At 61.1% G+C, this 15,775-nt stretch carries 15 protein-coding genes; 6 read left to right on the top strand and 9 right to left on the bottom strand.

Annotated elements, in window-relative coordinates; translation table 11 throughout:
• The first annotated feature begins 3 nt into the window (after window positions 1-3).
• Together ACS5RD_RS10015 and cobF are read left to right on the top strand one after the other, a co-directional pair.
• Window positions 4-774 carry a CbtA family protein gene (locus ACS5RD_RS10015; protein ID WP_489931066.1) on the top strand — a complete coding sequence of 257 codons (771 nt, stop codon included), beginning with the start codon at window positions 4-6 and terminating at the stop codon, window positions 772-774.
• 79 nt (window positions 775-853) lie between these two features.
• A complete protein-coding gene (gene cobF, locus ACS5RD_RS10020; RefSeq protein WP_489931067.1) occupies window positions 854-1,594 on the top strand; it encodes a precorrin-6A synthase (deacetylating) in 741 nt (246 codons plus the stop codon).
• A 114-nt stretch (window positions 1,595-1,708) separates the two neighbouring features.
• On the opposite strand, the gene ACS5RD_RS10025 is transcribed toward cobF, so the two are convergent.
• The 4 genes from ACS5RD_RS10025 to parE form a co-directional block, all read right to left on the bottom strand.
• Window positions 1,709-2,038: a BrnA antitoxin family protein gene (locus ACS5RD_RS10025; protein WP_489931068.1), complete on the bottom strand. Its 330-nt coding sequence runs from the start codon at window positions 2,036-2,038 to the stop codon at window positions 1,709-1,711.
• On the bottom strand, window positions 2,017-2,286 hold the full coding sequence (locus ACS5RD_RS10030; RefSeq protein ID WP_489931069.1) for a BrnT family toxin: 270 nt from the start codon (window positions 2,284-2,286) through the stop codon (window positions 2,017-2,019). Before ACS5RD_RS10030 ends, ACS5RD_RS10025 begins: the two co-directional genes overlap by 22 nt.
• A 125-nt stretch (window positions 2,287-2,411) precedes the next feature.
• Window positions 2,412-2,897: a hypothetical protein gene (locus ACS5RD_RS10035; RefSeq protein ID WP_489931070.1), complete on the bottom strand. Its 486-nt coding sequence runs from the start codon at window positions 2,895-2,897 to the stop codon at window positions 2,412-2,414.
• Window positions 2,890-4,845 (bottom strand): DNA topoisomerase IV subunit B, encoded by a 1,956-nt coding sequence (gene parE, locus ACS5RD_RS10040; RefSeq protein ID WP_489931071.1) that lies wholly within the window; start codon window positions 4,843-4,845, stop codon window positions 2,890-2,892. Before parE ends, ACS5RD_RS10035 begins: the two co-directional genes overlap by 8 nt.
• A gap of 130 nt (window positions 4,846-4,975) precedes the next feature.
• On the opposite strand from parE, the gene ACS5RD_RS10045 reads away from it, so the two are divergent.
• A complete protein-coding gene (locus ACS5RD_RS10045; protein ID WP_489931072.1) occupies window positions 4,976-5,872 on the top strand; it encodes an NAD-dependent epimerase/dehydratase family protein in 897 nt (298 codons plus the stop codon).
• Between the two features lie 181 nt (window positions 5,873-6,053).
• On the top strand, window positions 6,054-6,461 hold the full coding sequence (locus tag ACS5RD_RS10050; RefSeq protein ID WP_489931073.1) for a hypothetical protein: 408 nt from the start codon (window positions 6,054-6,056) through the stop codon (window positions 6,459-6,461).
• Window positions 6,462-6,774: 313 nt separating this feature from the next.
• Here the strand turns inward: ACS5RD_RS10050 and ACS5RD_RS10055 are convergent, their stop codons facing one another.
• Complete coding sequence (locus tag ACS5RD_RS10055; protein ID WP_489931074.1) at window positions 6,775-7,434, bottom strand: glutathione S-transferase family protein; 660 nt, start codon at window positions 7,432-7,434, stop codon at window positions 6,775-6,777.
• A gap of 167 nt (window positions 7,435-7,601) precedes the next feature.
• Here ACS5RD_RS10055 and ACS5RD_RS10060 point away from each other — a divergent pair, with 167 nt between their 5' ends.
• The gene (locus ACS5RD_RS10060; protein ID WP_489931075.1) at window positions 7,602-9,359 is read left to right on the top strand and encodes a bifunctional helix-turn-helix transcriptional regulator/alpha/beta hydrolase; all 1,758 of its coding nucleotides are present in this window, start codon (window positions 7,602-7,604) and stop codon (window positions 9,357-9,359) included.
• Between the two features lie 676 nt (window positions 9,360-10,035).
• Here ACS5RD_RS10060 and ACS5RD_RS10065 read toward each other — a convergent pair.
• The 3 genes from ACS5RD_RS10065 to ACS5RD_RS10075 form a co-directional block, all read right to left on the bottom strand.
• Window positions 10,036-11,022 (bottom strand): Gfo/Idh/MocA family protein, encoded by a 987-nt coding sequence (locus ACS5RD_RS10065; protein ID WP_489931076.1) that lies wholly within the window; start codon window positions 11,020-11,022, stop codon window positions 10,036-10,038.
• 149 nt (window positions 11,023-11,171) lie between these two features.
• Complete coding sequence (locus ACS5RD_RS10070) at window positions 11,172-11,876, bottom strand: response regulator (RefSeq protein WP_489931077.1); 705 nt, start codon at window positions 11,874-11,876, stop codon at window positions 11,172-11,174.
• A gap of 15 nt (window positions 11,877-11,891) precedes the next feature.
• Entirely contained in the window at window positions 11,892-14,561 is a 2,670-nt protein-coding gene (locus ACS5RD_RS10075; protein WP_489931078.1) for an ATP-binding protein, read from the bottom strand.
• A gap of 66 nt (window positions 14,562-14,627) precedes the next feature.
• Between ACS5RD_RS10075 and ACS5RD_RS10080 the strand changes: the two genes are divergently transcribed.
• Window positions 14,628-15,197, top strand: coding sequence for a DinB family protein (locus tag ACS5RD_RS10080; RefSeq protein ID WP_489931079.1), 570 nt, complete (start codon window positions 14,628-14,630; stop codon window positions 15,195-15,197).
• Window positions 15,198-15,202: 5 nt separating this feature from the next.
• Here the strand turns inward: ACS5RD_RS10080 and kdpC are convergent, their stop codons facing one another.
• Window positions 15,203-15,769: a potassium-transporting ATPase subunit KdpC gene (gene kdpC, locus ACS5RD_RS10085; RefSeq protein ID WP_489931080.1), complete on the bottom strand. Its 567-nt coding sequence runs from the start codon at window positions 15,767-15,769 to the stop codon at window positions 15,203-15,205.
• Window positions 15,770-15,775: the final 6 nt, after the last annotated feature.

Raw genomic sequence — 15,775 nt, forward strand, 5'->3', positions numbered from 1 at the left:
CGCATGATCCAACGTATGGTGACCAGCGCGGTGTTCGCTGGTTTTGCAGCAGGCCTGCTTGCGGCCCTGCTGCATTTCGCATTCGTGCAGAAGCTGATCCTTCTGGGCGAAGACTATGAAACCGGCGCATTGGTGCATTTCAACGGTGTGGCAGCACCTGCGGAAGACCAGGATCATGCCGCCCCCGAAGCGCCAGCGGCAGATGCAACGGCTCCGGCTACGCCCGAAGCTGTCGAGGCTGACGGCCATGAGCACAAGCACGAGGCCGCTGAGGAAGGCGGCGCATTCGCGCGCAATGCTTCGACCAGTCTGTTCTACGGCCTTGAGTTTGTCGGCTATGCCCTTGTTCTGGTCGCAGGTTATGGCCTTGCAGAAGTGTTCGGCAAACGTGTGACCCTGCGCGAAGGCCTGCTCTGGGGTATCGCGGGCTACGCCGCCTTCCAACTGGCCCCGGCGATGGGGCTGGAGCCTGAACTCCCCGGCACCATGGCCGCCGATCTTACCGCGCGTCAGATCTGGTGGATTGGCACCGCGATCTGCACCGCTGCCGCTTTGGGCCTGCTGGGCTACGGCAAGGGCGTGGCTTCGGTGATCGGCGCGGTCGCTCTGCTGGCTGTCCCGCATGTGATCGGCGCGCCCGAATTGGACAGCTATTCCGGCGTTGCACCGCCCGAACTGGCCTCAACCTTCGCGGCACGCTCGCTGGGGGTGGGTCTGATCGTCTGGTCGGCTTTGGGCGCGCTGTCGGGTTGGCTCTGGTCGCGCCCGCAGTAAGGTTGACTAAAATCAACGCGCGCCAATCCTTGCGGTTGGCGCGCGTTTTGCTGCAAATAGCGCAGTTTTAGGAGGCGCCATGTTTGATCTCACCCTCACCCTCATCGGGATCGGCACGGGCAATCCCGACCATCTGACCCTGCAAGCCATCAAGGCGATCAACGCTGCTGATCTGATCCTGATCCCCCGCAAGGGCGAGGGGAAAGCCGATCTGGCCGAATTGCGCCTCGCGATCTGCCGCGATGTGCTGACCAACCCTGCGACCCGGATCGTGGAGTTTGATCTGCCGGTGCGGGACGAAACCATCGCGGACTATAAGGCGCGGGTTGAGGATTGGCACGACCGGATCGCGGACGTGTGGCGGGCCGCGATTGGGGCGGCGGAGCGGGTGGCTCTGTTGGTTTGGGGTGATCCGAGCCTGTATGATTCCACGCTGAGGATTGCTGCGCGGTTGGTGCCGAGCGAGCGGGTTCATGTGGTGCCGGGGGTGACGTCAATTCATGCCCTCACAGCGGCGCATGGGATGGCTTTGAATGAGATTGGGGCGCCGTTTATCGTGACCACGGGGCGGCGGTTGCGGGAGGAGGGGTTTCCCAGCGGCGTTGATACGGCGGTGGTGATGCTGGATGGGGAGTGTTCGTTTCAGACGCTGGACCCTGCTGGGGTGAGTATCTGGTGGGGGGGGTATGTGGGGATGAAGGAGGAGATGATTGTCGAGGGAGAGCTGGCCGAGGTGGGCGCGCGGATTGTGAGCCTGCGGGAAAAGGCGCGGGCGGCGCATGGGTGGATTATGGATATTTATCTGCTGCGGCGCGGGTAGGTTTAGGGGTGTGTCCACGCGTGGACAAGCAGTTGGTTTATGGTTTTTCAAGGGGTTAGCTGGGGGTCGGTAAGGGTTTTTTAAGGTTTGGGCGTGGTGGAGTGGAGCCCCATCCTATAGACCCAACGCTTTGCGGAGTGCCGCATTGGCGCGAGTTTGCCAGCCTTTGCCACCTTGTTTCAGGCTTTCCAGCACATCGGGGTCGAGGTAGAGCGTGACGCGTTGCTTGCGTTCCTCTGGCGGCAGGGGCGGGCGGCCGAGATAGCCGTGTTTTTGCAGATCGGCGACCAGTTCGGGGAAGGCCCAGATCGGGCGAAATTTTGCGAGTTCTTCATCGGTCAAAGGTTGAGCGTCAGGATCAGACAGCGCGGCGGCGGTGATCTCGGCATCTTCCTCGGGCGTCAGCGGAGCCACATAGGGCCTTACTTTTCGGGCGTGCTCCATCTTTGCCGTTCCCTTTCATTCGCCTTGCGCAGGCTGATCAATCGCCGAGTTGCGCCGCGTTCGGTGTAAGCGATGAAATACAACCGCGCCCCAACCATCCCGAGCGCAGCCTTGCGATCCTCGCCATAGTCAAAGCGTTCGTCCATCCAGATTTCCGCCGAAAGCCAGTCAAAGCCAGCTATGGCCGCAAAATCCACGCCATGCTTGGCGAGGTTGGCTTGGCGCTTTGGCTCATCCCAGTCCCACATTTATATGCATACATTAAGGGGAAATGCAAGGGTGAGGATAGGGGAGGGATGGTTAAGGAAGTGTGAAAGGTCGGGGGTGAGAGCTGCGATGTGTGAATCTGCTTAATGGAGCGGAACCACATATTCTAAACGTGTTTGGAGAAGTCCATAAACCTTCCAAAATAATCGAAAAGACCAGCAAGACGCCTATCCATATATTCTTCAATCTCCGCAATCTCGTCAAAATGCTCGTTCCAAGCCGAGGAATCGGTGTCCGACCCGTCCAATCTTCCGACAACTATGGCGTGGCGCCGTGCTTTGACAAATATTTCAAACAAGTCTTCGTGAAATTCCTTTCCAAAGAAAAAGCGCGCGCGTTGTGCCGTATCTAAAAATGAATAAATTTGATTGCTATCTGGTCGTTCGGATTGCGAATATCTTGTCAGCAAAAAGTGAGTTTCTCTAAAGATCGAGAATCTTTTTTCAAACAGCTTTTCTCTCAACGTTGCTTGGTTTGTTTGCCATTGTTGATACGCAACGTAAGCAACCACTAGGGCTATTGTTGGAGTCAACAAAGCAGAAAGCACCTGAACAATTTGGAGTGGAGTTGTGCAGCTTATCCCCTCACACATCCAACTCCTCCACAAACCGTGCGTTTTCCTGAATATACTGGAAGCGCAATTCAGGCTTCTTGCCCATCAAACGCTCGACCAGATCGCCAGTCTCGCCCGGTGCATCCTCGTCAATCGTGACGCGGATCAGTTTGCGGGTGGCGGGGTTCATCGTGGTGTCTTTCAGGTCTTTGGCGTCCATCTCGCCCAAGCCCTTGAAGCGTTGCACGTCGATTTTGCCTTTACCGCCCAAACCCTTGGCCAGCCAAAGCTCTTTCTCGGCATCGTCAGCCACATAAAGCCGCCGCGCGCCTTGGGTCAGGCGATACAGGGGGGGGCAGGCCAGATACAGATGGCCTTTGTCGATCAGCGGGCGCATTTGGGTGAAGAAAAAGGTCATCAGCAGACTGGCGATATGCGCGCCATCCACGTCAGCGTCGGTCATGATGACGATTTTATCGTAGCGCAGGTCATCGACTTTAAAGCGGCTGCCCATTTGCACGCCCAAAGCCTCACAAATGTCGCGGATTTCGGAGTTGTCGTTGAGTTTGCCGGAAGCGGCACCAAGCACGTTGAGGATTTTACCCTTCAGCGGCATGATGGCTTGGGTTTCACGATCGCGCGCGCCTTTGGCGGAACCGCCTGCGCTATCGCCTTCGACGATGAACAATTCGGTATTGTCCCGGGTTTTGGATGAGCAATCGGTCAGTTTCCCCGGCAGGCGCAGCTTTTTAGTGGCGGTCTTGCGCTGGGTCTCCTTCTCTTGCTTGCGTTTCAGGCGTTCTTCGGCGCGCAGGATCAGGAAATCCATGATCGCGCCTGCGGATTTTGAATCTGACACCAGCCAGTTATCAAAATGGTCGCGCACGGCGTTTTCGACGTAGCGGGTGGCTTCTTCGGTCGCCAAGCGGTCTTTGGTTTGGCCGACGAATTGCGGTTCACGGATGAAAACCGAGATTAAGGCGCAGCCCCCGGCGAGCATATCGTCGCGGGTGATGAGTTCGGCTTTGCGGTTTTTGGTAAGCTCGCCGTAGGCGCGGATGCCTTTCAGGATCGCGGACCAGAAGCCGAATTCATGGGTGCCGCCTTCGGGGGTGGGGACGGTGTTACAGTAAGATTGCAGGAAGCCGTCGCGCACCGGCGACCAGTTGATCGCCCATTCGACCGAGCCGGGGACTTGGAATTTTTCCTGGAAGCTGACTTTGCCCGCGAAGGGGCGGTCGGCGTAGGTGGTGGTTTTTTCCAGCGTATCGGACAGGTAATCGGCGAGGCCGCCGGGGAAGTGGAAGGTGGCCTCTAGCGGCGTGTCGCCGTCGGGGATGGCGGATTTCCAGCGGATTTCGACACCGGAGAACAGGTAGGCTTTGGAGCGAACCATTCTAAGCAAACGGGAAGGGCGGAAGTGGTGGCTGCCGAAGATTTGCGGATCTGGGTGGAAGGTGAAGGCGGTGCCGCGGCGGTTGGGGGCGGCGCCGATCTTGGCGATCGGGCCGAGGGGCGTGCCGCGCGAGAAGCTTTGGGCGTAGAGTTCTTTGTTGCGGGCGACCTCGACATAGAGGTGATCGGAGAGGGCGTTGACCACCGAGGAGCCAACACCGTGCAAACCACCTGAGGTCTCATAGGCTTTGCCGTTGAATTTGCCGCCCGAATGCAGGGTGCAGAGGATGACCTCAAGCGCGGATTTGTCGGGGAATTTCGGGTGCGGATCGACCGGGATGCCGCGGCCATTGTCGCGCACGGTGAGCGAGCCGTCGGCGTGGAGTTCGACCTCAATGCGGTTGGCGTGGCCTGCGACGGCCTCGTCCATCGCGTTGTCGATGATCTCGGCGGCGAGGTGGTGGTAGGCGCGTTCATCAATGCCGCCGATATACATGCCGGGGCGGAGGCGGACGGCCTCTAGCGGCTCCAGCACCTCGATCGAGGAAGCGTCGTAGGTGTCGGGCGTGCCGGAGAGGAGGTCGTTGGCCATGCGTGCTCGATTCTTGTTTTGCGGCTTTGGGGGGGATTATCACAGATCGGAGGGGAGGGGCGCAAGATGTGGGGGTGTTGCTGGATTGCGATACGGGGGGTAGGCTGTGGAGAAACATCGGGGGGCTGAGATGCGGGTATTGTTTACGGGCGGGTCGGGCAAGGCGGGGCGGCATGTGGTGGCCTATCTGGCGGCGCAGGGGCACAAAGTGCTGAACGTGGATCGGATGGCGTTGCGGCTTGCCGGAGTGGCGGATTTGAACGCGGATATTTGTGACTCGGGCCAGATGTTCAACGCGATGGCGGCGCATATGGATGGGGCGGAGTTGGACGCGGGGGCGGCGCCGCGGTTTGATGCGGTGGTGCATTTTGCCGCGGTGCCTGCGCTGATGTTGCAGGCGGAGAATGAAACCTACCGCGTCAATGTGATGGGCACTTATAACGTGCTGGAGGCGGCCTGTAAGCTGGGTATTCCGAAGGTGATCATTGCCAGTTCAGAGACAACCTACGGGGTTTGTTTTTCCAACGGAGTTGTCGATCCGAAAGTGCTGCCGCTGGAGGAGGATTACGATATTGATCCGATGGACAGCTACGGCATGTCAAAGAAGGTCAATGAAGCCACGGCGCGGAGTTTTCAGCGGCGCTTTGGCAATGACATTTATGCGTTGCGGATCGGCAATGTGATCGAGCCGCAGGAATATCGGACTCGGTTTCCCGAGTTTTTCGTTGATCCGGGGCAGCGGCGGCGGATCACCTTCAGTTATATGGATGCGCGGGATCTGGGGCAGATTGTCGATCTGGCTTTGCGGAAGGATGGGCTGGGGTTTCAGGTTTTCAATGCCTGCAATGACACCAATTCGGTCTGTCAGAGCAATCAGGAATTGCTGGCGCGGTTCTTCCCGAAGGTGCCTTTAAGCCGCCCGGTTGGGGCGCGGGAGAGTTTGCTTTCCAATCGGAAGGTGCGGGAGGTTTTGGGGTTCCGGCAGCAGCATGATTGGCGGGACTATGTGGATGATCCGACGGTGTGATTGGGGCGTGTCCACGTGTGGACAGGGTAGAGATGGGTTTAGGATCAAGGGGTTGAGGTGAGGTGGTAAGGGTTTGTTAAGGTTTGAGGGCGGGGGGTGAAGCCCGCCCTACGGAAGATGCTTGAAGGCGACCAACGGCGACATTCAGTGAGTTTTGTGACGACAAACAAGGAGAAGAAAATTGCGGGAAGAAATAATACAAACCTTTGAGGTGAAAGTCCTTTATGTAGATATGATTTTAGGGGACTCTGACTGGCAACCTGAGTTCAATGCAAAGATAAATGATGCAGGCTTCACTTTTACTGGAGGTCTTTATGTCGGTTTGGATATCAGTGGCGGCTTTGAGGATGATTTTTTTATGGGGTGCTATGTCCCGGTTGCGCGACGGGTAGAACCGATTAAGCGACCGCCGGAAAATGGGGGAGAAGCTTCAATGCCCGAATTCATGGAGTATCGCGCGTTTGCGCATCAATCTGATTGGGGAGCAGCTTTTGTGAATGGGCTAATTGCGGCAAATCGGGGCAAACTGCCGACAGAATGGATGAAAGCTGCAATGATGCGACTTGAGGCTGTTAGCGTTGTGAACTGAACGTCATGATCACGAATGAGAAGATTGCCTTGCCAAATCGTAGAGAGCGCCGCATTTCGATCATTCCCTTGGTCTGTTTACAACCCTCTAAGCACCACACCCCGCCCGGAATCAAGGCGCTTGCGCCGCCGGGCAGCGCCTCACCGCCCCCACGGGCAGGCGCTATTGCAGCGTCCCGCGCCGAACTTCTGGGGAGTTGGTTGAGGCATAAAGCGCCTAGAACAGATGTTGCAGCGCCCACCCGGCGGTCAGGCGCCGCCCTGTGGTGGGATTGGGGCGAGGAGAATGGTGGGGTAAAACCCCAGCCTACGGGCTACGCGGGTTCTGCCGAACGCGCTTCCCACATCGCTTTGAACGCGGGGCGGGATTGGCAGCGGTCTAGCCATGTTTTCACGGCTGGGAATTCACCCAGCAGCGTGGGGTGGCTTTGGGCGTAGCGGACGACTTCGGCCACGTTGATATCGGCGGCGGTGAAGCGGTCACCGACCAGCCAGTCATGGCCTGTGAGATGCGCTTGCAGCCGGGAGAGCGGGCGGCGGAGTTTCTCGGCATTGACGGCGATGCTGGCTTGGCCCTCGGCGGTTTTGTCGCCGCCATCACCGATGATATAGAGGATCTCCAGCGCCGGGGTTTCCACCGAGGTGGCGGCGAACAGCGACCATTGCTCCATCAGCGCTGCTTCGGCTTTGTTTTGCGGACCGAGCGTGCCGCCATGGCAGCGGGCGATATGTAGGGTGATGGCGAGGCTTTCGGTCAGCACCAGACCGTCTTCGGTATAGGCGGGGATTTGGCCTTGCGGGTTGACCGTGAGATAGCTGGCGGAGGTGGTGTTCAGCGGCGTGTCTGCGGCTTTGGGGTCTGCCAGCCGATAGCCTTGGATCACCGGGACATGGGTAAACGGCAGACCGAGTTCTGTCAGCAGCCACAACGGGCGCGAGGCGCGGGAGCGGTAAACTCCGTAGAGGGTGATCATGGGCGGGCTCCTGTGGTGGCGATTTTGCAGTATTCTTAGGCAAAGATCGCGGCGGCGGAAAGGGGCGGCGGCGGGCTTCGCGGAATTCGGAAGATTCCTGACGTTTGCTGCGCTGCGGCGACAGGATTTTACTTGCCGTAACGGCAGGCTTGCGCCACCACAGACAGATGTCCGAGCCGAAGTCCCCAGCTGACGCCGCGCAGACGCCCTCGCGCGAGGATAGAGCCGAGATTGTCGATCGGCTCTATGAGGTTGCGCTTGACCCGATCCGGCTGGAAGATCTGCTCGATGTCTGGGAAGGCCGGATTGCGCCTTTGCGCAGCGGGCCGGGGCATGATCCGGTGCAGTTGGATGACCCAGAGATTGAGGCGCATATGGCGCGGGCCTCGGTTTTCCTCGATCGGTTTGAGGCGACGCGCGGTGATGGTGGTTACCGCTCGGTGCTGGAGGATATTCCGCGCTCGGCGGCATTTCTGAGTGACGGTGGGCCGGTGCTGGCGGGGCATAATCGACCTGCGGCGGTGGCGTTTGGGTTGAAGGAGGGCGCGCGTTTATCTGACCTGCCGTTTGAGGTTGAGGATATTGCGCTGTTGCGCGGGGTGATTGCATCGGTCGCGGCGGGCAAGGCCGCGAAGGTGATCACCTTGCGGATGCGGTCCCATCGCACCGGTAGTCCGGTGATCGTGCGGGTGGGGCCGGTGGAAAGCCCGGGCTCAAAGCCGCTTGCGCTGGTGATGTCCACCGAACTGGTCTGGCCCGAGGGTTTTGAGCTGACGGTGCAAGAGGCGTTTGGGCTGACAGCGGCGGAAGTCGAGATCGTGCGCGGGATCACACTGGGGCTGCCGGTGAAGGATATTGCCGAGGCGCGGGGCCGCTCGGCCGAGACGGTGCGCACGCAGGTGCGCTCCATTTTGGCGAAGACCGAGACGCATAGCCAGTCAGAGCTGGTGCGGGTGGTCTTGGGGCTGATGGATGTGGCGGTGCTGCCCTCGGAAGGGGCGGTGGTTGTCGCCAAAGCCGGGACGCTGGAGGCGTTGGCGTTTCAGCAGATGCGGGGCCCGGATGGGCGGCGGTTGGAGTGGATCGAGTTTGGCCAGCCCTCGGGTGCGCCCTGCGTGTTCATGCATCTGGATTTCGGGCTGATCCGCTGGCCTGCCAGTGCGGAACGTGCGGCACGGCGGCGTGGGATGCGGGTGATCGTGCCGGTGCGGGCGGGCTATGGCCGCACCGAGTTGCATCCGAAAGGCGTCGGGCATCTCGAAGGCGTTACGGCGGATTACATCGCGGTGCTGGAGCATCTGGGGGTGCGGCGCGCGGCGGTGATCGCTTTGGGCGCGGATTTGCGTTTTGCGATGAGTTTGAGTTTGGAGCGTCCCGAGATGGTGACGGGGATTTTGGGCTGCGCCTGTCAGTTGCCGTTGCGCACGGCGGCGCAATATGAGCGGATGGATAAGTGGCAGCGCTTTATCCTCGCCAATGCCCGCTATGCGCCGAAAATCCTGCCATTTCTGGTCAAGGCCGGGTTTTCCTTGGCGCGGCGGTTGGGCAAAGAGAAGTTTTTCGCGCAGGTGAATGGCGGCTCGCCTGCCGATATGGCGGCCTTTGCCGACCCGGAGATTCGCGAGGCGATGCTGGCGGGGTCGGAAGTGTGTTTGGGCGAGCGGGTTTTGGCGTCGGAGGCGTTCACGCGCGAATGTATCGGATCAGAAAAGGATTGGTCGCATCTGGTCAAGCGGGTGCAGGCACCGGTGGTGTTGTTGCAGGGCGATCAAGACCCGCAGACCCCGGTGCAGACCATCCGCGAGTTGATGGCGGAATATACCCATCTGGATATCCGCTTTATGCCGAACACCGGGCAGTTGCTGTTCTTCAAGGAATGGCCGCAGGTGTTCGAGGTGTTGGAGCGATTTTTGCCGAGGCGGTGAGAATCTGGTGGGCCTTACCGCAATTTGGGTATGCGGGCGGGGTGGGGCTTGCGCTATCAAAGGGTATGTTCAGAAGCGCTTAGCTGGAACCTTTAAGACGAAAAACTTTTTCCCCGAAGAAAGGGCGGTGGCATCTGGGGTGCCGCCGCCTTTCTTGTTTGCGCGTGTGCTGTTGGTGCGGCGCGATGTACTGAGAAGGCGGTGCCGTCCGCAGAGGTATGAGGCGGAAAAGCAAAGACGCTGGGGGCGCGTTTGCCCGCCGAATGGAGCCCCTTTGAACGGCGCTGCCGGGGATCGGATGGGCGGGCGGTTTGCAGCTTGCAGCGGCAGCAGCCGCAGGAGGGGGCTCGATGCCCCCGATGGCGGCACATGGTTATGGGGTTGTGCGGGCGGAGTGCTCCGCACGGGAGTATTTCGAAAAGAGCAATTCCTTGTGCGGGGAATAAGTGGCGGGGTGACACCGAGAAATCAGCGTTCCCTAGGGTCAGTTTATTCGCGCGCCTACCGCAATTTGGGTATGCGGCGGCGCTGAGACTCGGGCTATCAAAAGATATACTCAAAGCCGTTTGTTGGAACTTTTGCGACCAAAGCGTTTTTCCCCGAAGAAAGGGCGGTGACATCTGGGGTGTCACCGCCTTTCTTGTTTCGGGGCCTTTCTTGTTTTGGACCGCGAGGATCAGGCTTCGCTGGGGTATTTCAGGCCGATCTGGGCGCGCAGGGTGTCGAGGGTTTGCATGATCTGCACGGTTTCCTGAGGCGATAGGATGGCGCTTGCGATCTTGCCTGCGGCGATCAGCGCTTCGGCTTCCTCGGCTTGATACTGCATGCCGCGGCCAATGCGGGGAGCGTTGAAGGTCTCTAGCAGGGTGTTGTCACTGGCGTAGACGCGGAAGCTGGTGGGTTCGTACCAGACGCGGTCGATCTCAATGCGGCCTTTGGAGCCTACGACGCAAGCGCGGTTGGGGCCGGCGCTGTCGGAGGAGGACAAAGTGGTGGCGATGGCGCCCGAGGCATAGTGGAAGATCGTCGCCACTTGCGCATCGGCCCCGGTTGCGCGGAAGGTGGCGGAGGCGTGCATGGTGTCGGGTTTGCCCAAGATGTCCCAGGTGAAGGAGATCGGGTAGATGCCGAGATCGAGCAGCGCACCGCCGCCGAGGGCGAGGTCGTTCAGGCGGTGTTTCGGGTCATCGGAGAGTTTTTGGCGATGGTCGGCGGTGATCGAGCGGACCTCGCCAATCGTGCCAGCGGCGATGATGTCGCGGATGCGGTGCATGTGGGGCAGAAAGCGCGTCCACATCGCTTCCAGAACCAACAGGCCTTTGGCGCGGGCGAGGGTGGTGATCTCGATGGCCTCAGCGGCATTGATGGTGAAGGGTTTTTCGACCAAAATATGTTTGCCCGCATTCAGCGCCAGCTTGGCTGCCGCGACATGCTGCGGGTGTGGGGTGGCGATATAGATGATGTCGACATTCGGGTCGGCGGCGAGGGCTTCGTAGCTGGCGTGGGCTTTGGGGATGTTGAAGGCTTTCGCAAAGCGTTCAGCGCTGGCGGCGGTGCGCGAGCCTACGGCGGTGACGCTATGACCGGTCAGGTGCAGGTCTGTGACGAACAACTCGGCGATCCAGCCGGTTGCCAGAATTCCCCAGCGGATTTTATCAGCCATATGTTTGATCCTATACGTGTTTTCTGGCCGCCGTGGCGCGGCACGGAGCGTTTGATGGGGACAGCGTAGGGCATCGGCGGCTGGAATGCCAACCGCGGTTGAGAGGTTTTGACGAGGGGCTACGGGGATTGTTGTGGCAAGGCGGCGAGTCAGTTGCCCACAGAGTCATTGCTGGCGATGAAGCGGTAGCCGACGCCGGGTTCGGTCATGATGTAGCGCGGGTTGGCGGCGTCGTCGCCGAGTTTGGCGCGCAACTGTCGGATGAACACCCGCAAGTATTGGCTGTCTTCTGCGTGGGCGGGCCCCCAGAGCGTGCCGAGGATCATCGACTGGCTGACCAACCGACCGGCGTTGGAGGCGAGCATCCACAGCATGTCAAACTCGCGTTTGGTCAGGTGCAGGATTGTGCCGTTTTGGCTGACTTGGTGTAGGGCCGCATCGATGCGCAGATCGCCTGCTGTGATAACGGCGGGGGCGGAGTCATTCGGGCTGCGGTCGCGCAGCAGGCTGCGGACGCGGGCGAGCAGTTCTTTGACGCTGAAGGGTTTGACGACGTAATCCTGCGCACCTGCATCTAGGGCGGCGACCTTGCCCGCCTCATCGGCGCGCACAGACAGTATCAGCACGGGCATCGTGCTCCACCCGCGCAGATCGCGCAGCACGCTCAGGCCATCGGCATCGGGCAGGCCGAGGTCGAGGATCAGCATCGCCGGGGTTTCGCGGGCGGCCGCCAGCAGGCCTTCGCGGGCGGTGGCGGCCTCGATCACATCATGGCCATCGGATTCCAGCGCCACGCGCAGAAAGCGGCGGATCGGGGCTTCATCGTCGATGACGAGGATACGGGCGGTTGTCATATGGCTTTCGAGGGCTCAGGTTTGGGCTGCGGTGAGGATTTGCAGCGTGATCACGATACGCGTGCCGGTGCCGTTTGGCCATGTGGCTTCGGCGCGGATGGAGCCACCCATGGCTTCGATCAGGCCTTTGCAGATCGCCAAGCCTAGCCCGGTGCCTGCGCGTTGGCGATCGCCGCTTTCAACCCGGAAGAACATCTCGAAGATGCGGTCGCGGTCTTCGGGGGGGATGCCGGGGCCGCTGTCGGCGATGGTCAGGGTCAGCAACGTGCCGTTGGTTTTGGCCGAAAGCGTGATCTCGCTGCCTTCGGGCGCATATTTGGCGGCGTTGTCGATGATGTTGAACAGGACTTGTTCCAGCAGCACTGGATCGGCTTGGACTTGCGGCAAGGGTTGCGGCAGATCGGTGGTCAGCGGATGCAGCCGCAGGATGGCGCGCATGCGGTGGCGGGCGGAGCCTACGACTTCGGCCAGATCGACGGCGGTGAGATGGGGGTGGAGTGCGCCATGGCCAAGCCGGGTCATGTCGAGCAGGTTTTGCACATAGCGGTCGAGGCGTTCACCTTCTTCGCGGATCAGTTCGGCCAGCTCTAAGCGGCTGGCCTCGGGCAGATCGTCGGGGTCAGTCAGACTGCCTGCGGCGCCGATGATGGTGACAAGCGGGGTGCGCAGGTCGTGGCTGACCGAGGACAGCAAAGCGGTGCGCAGGCGTTCGGTCTCGGTGGCAAGGCGGGTGGAGGCGAGGTCTTCGGTCAGCCGTAGGCGCTCCAGCGCCAGCACGATCTGATCATTGAGCGCATCCATCAGGCGTTGATCCAGCCGGGTCAGCGCGCCGTCGTCGCTAAAGGCGATGCCGAGAACACCCAAGCGGTTTTCGTTGGTTTTCAAGGGCATGAAATACCAGCGCGCGGTGGGCAGGGTGTCTGATCCACGCCCGGCGGGCTGGCCTTTGTCCCATGCGAATTGGGCGGCGGTTTGATCGCGGACTTCTAGGCGGTCTTCGGGGGGGAAGCCGCCGACGACTTGCAGCGTTTCGCTGGCATCGGGCATCAGCAGGATGCTTTCGCAGCGCAGGCTTACCGCGACATGGCTGACCACTGCCCAGATCAGATCATCGCGCTGGGCGGCGGCGGCGACTTTGCGGCTGAAATCGTAGAGTTTGTTGGTGCGGTCGGCGATTTCGGTTTGCACGCGGACGCGCTGGCGCAGGCGGGCGGCGAGGTTGCCGGTGATCAGAGAGGCCACGAGGAACAGGCAGAGGGTGAGCACTTCGCCGCGGTCGGTGATGGTGAAGGTCCAGCGCGGCTCGACGAAGAAGAAATCGTAAGAGAAAAAGCCGAGGATCGAGGCGAGGATGGCGGGCAGATTGCCTTGACGCGACGCCACGAGCACCACGGCGGTCATGAAGATCACCGACAGGGATGCCACGGGGAACAGCCTGTCGGCCAAAGTGGCGGCGAGATTGGCGAGCAGAGTAATGCCGATAGCCTCGGCGATGCCGCGAAGCGGGGTCAGGGTGAGGCGGGGGCGTTCTGAGGCTAGGCGTTCGTCGGGTTGCGAGGCGACGGTTATCTCGAACGACCCGGCACCGCGCATCAGGTTTTGCACCACGTCTTCTTGCAGCCAGCGGGTGAACCACGGGCGGCGGCGGGGGTAGCCGACGATGATGCGGCGGACATTGCGCGCGCGGGCATAGGACAGGATGGCGCTGGCGGTGTCGTTCTCGGCCTCTAGGGTTGCCACCTCGGCGCCTAGGCGTTCGGCGAGGCGCAGGGCGGTGGAAATTCGGTCACGCTGCGCTTCGCCAAGGTCATTCTGGCGGGCGGAGGTGACATTCACCGCGATCCAATCGGCGCGGGCGCGGTCGGCTGATCGCTTCGCCACGCGGATGGCTTCGCGGGCGGCGGGGCTGTCGTTCAGGCAGACAAGGATGCGCTCTTGGGTAGGCCACGGGCCTTCGATGGCATTGGCGGCCATATGCTCGCGCAGTTGGGCATCGACACGGTCGGCGGCGGTGCGCATCGCGAGTTCGCGCAGGGCGGTGAGGTTGCCTTTGATGAAGAACGAGGTGAGGGCGCGGGCGGCCTGATCCTGCGGATAGATTTTGCCAGCTTTCAGGCGTTCCAGAAGTTCATCGGGGGGCAGGTCGATCAGTTCGATCTCATCGGCGAGTTCCAGCACCTGATCGGGGACGGTTTCACGGACGCGCACGCCGGTGATGCGGGCGACGGTTTCGTTCAGGGTTTCAATGTGTTGGATGTTCAGGGTGGTGTAGACATTGATGCCAGCGGCCAAGACTTCGGCCACGTCCTGCCAGCGTTTTTCGTGTCGCCCACCTTCGGCATTGGTATGGGCCAGCTCGTCTATCAGCGCCAAAGTGGGGCGGCGGGCGAGCAGGGCATCCAGATCCATCTCGGTCAAAGCGCGGTTTTTGTAGAGCACGGGTTTGCGCGGCAGCAGGGGCAGGCCTGCGAGTTTCGCCTCGGTCTCGGCGCGGCCATGCGTTTCTATGACGGCGGCGAGCACATCGACGCCCTTGGCCCATTCGCGGTGGCCGTCGTCCAGCATCGACCAAGTTTTGCCGACACCGGGGGCCGCGCCGATGAAGATCTTCAACCGCCCACGGCCTTCGCGGTTGGCGCGGTCCAACAGGGCTGCGGGCGAGGGGCGGGTGTCGGTGTCAGCCATGGCTTTGGCCCCTAGCCGCAAAGCCTGCGCTGCGGTAGTTTTGCCGGGAATAAGGGAGGAAAGTTTGTGTCTGCATCATCCCGTGATCCCTGCCGCGTGTGGCGTAAACTGGCGCAAATGAACCGACTTGCCAACCATCGCTTGCATGGTGCCTGCGCGCTCCTGTCGGCAGAGGAGTATGCCGCGCCGCGCGTGGGTTTTTTCCCGTCCATCCGCGCGACGTTGAACCATATTTTGCTGGTGGATCGATTTTATATCAATGCGCTGGAGGGCAATCGGCTGGACCGTGCAGCGCTGGACGATGCGCGGGGGTTGGTGACGCTGGAGGCGCTGGTTGTGGCGCAGGGCGCGTGTGACGCGCGGTTGTTGGCGTTTGTAGGGGGGCTCACGCCCGAGGGGCTGGCCCGGATCGTCAGTGTGGATCGTGGCGAGCGGCAGCAACTTGACCGGGCGGATGATCTGCTGTCGCATCTGTTTCAGCATCAGACGCACCATCGTGGGCAAGCTCATGCGATGCTGTCTTCGACAGCCATAGCCCCGCCGCAGTTGGACGAGTTCATCGTCGGCGATGATGCGGCAGCTCGGGCGGCGGATATGGCCGCCCTTGGCTGGACCGAGTCCGATCTGATGCGCTGAGGCGGTCATTTCGGCAGGGGGAAGGCCGCATCCAGCGCGAGGTTGGTTTGCAGCACATTTACCGTCGGCTCGCCATACAGGCCCAGCAGTGGGGCTTTGGTTTGTTGTGCGATCAGCGCTTGCACGGCGGCGGGATCGGCGTTGCGGGCGGTGGCGATCCGGGCGGCTTGGGCGGCGGCGTTTTCCGGGCTGATGTCGGGGTCTAGGCCAGAGGCCGAGGTTGTTACTGCATCAATCGGTGCCTCTGCGCCGTTCTCGGCGGTATAGGCGGTGCGGCGTTCGGCGACGCTGGCGATCAGGGATGCGTTGGTGGGGCCGAGGTTGGAGGCTCCAGACGGGGTCGCGCCGTAGCTTGAGGCCGAGGGGCGGGGGTGCAAATAGACTGCTTTCGTGAAGGACTGCGCGATCAGGGCAGAGCCTACCACCGCGCCACCTTTCTCGATAAAGCTGCCGTTGGCTTGGGTCGGGAACAGCGCCTGTGCCGCTCCAGTGATTGCCAAGGGATAGGCGAGGCCTGTGAGCAGGGTGAAGCCAAGCGTGAGGGTGATTGCGGGACGAAGATGGGAAAGCATGATGGG

It is taken from the genome of Cypionkella sp. PAMC25878 (assembly GCF_058135695.1).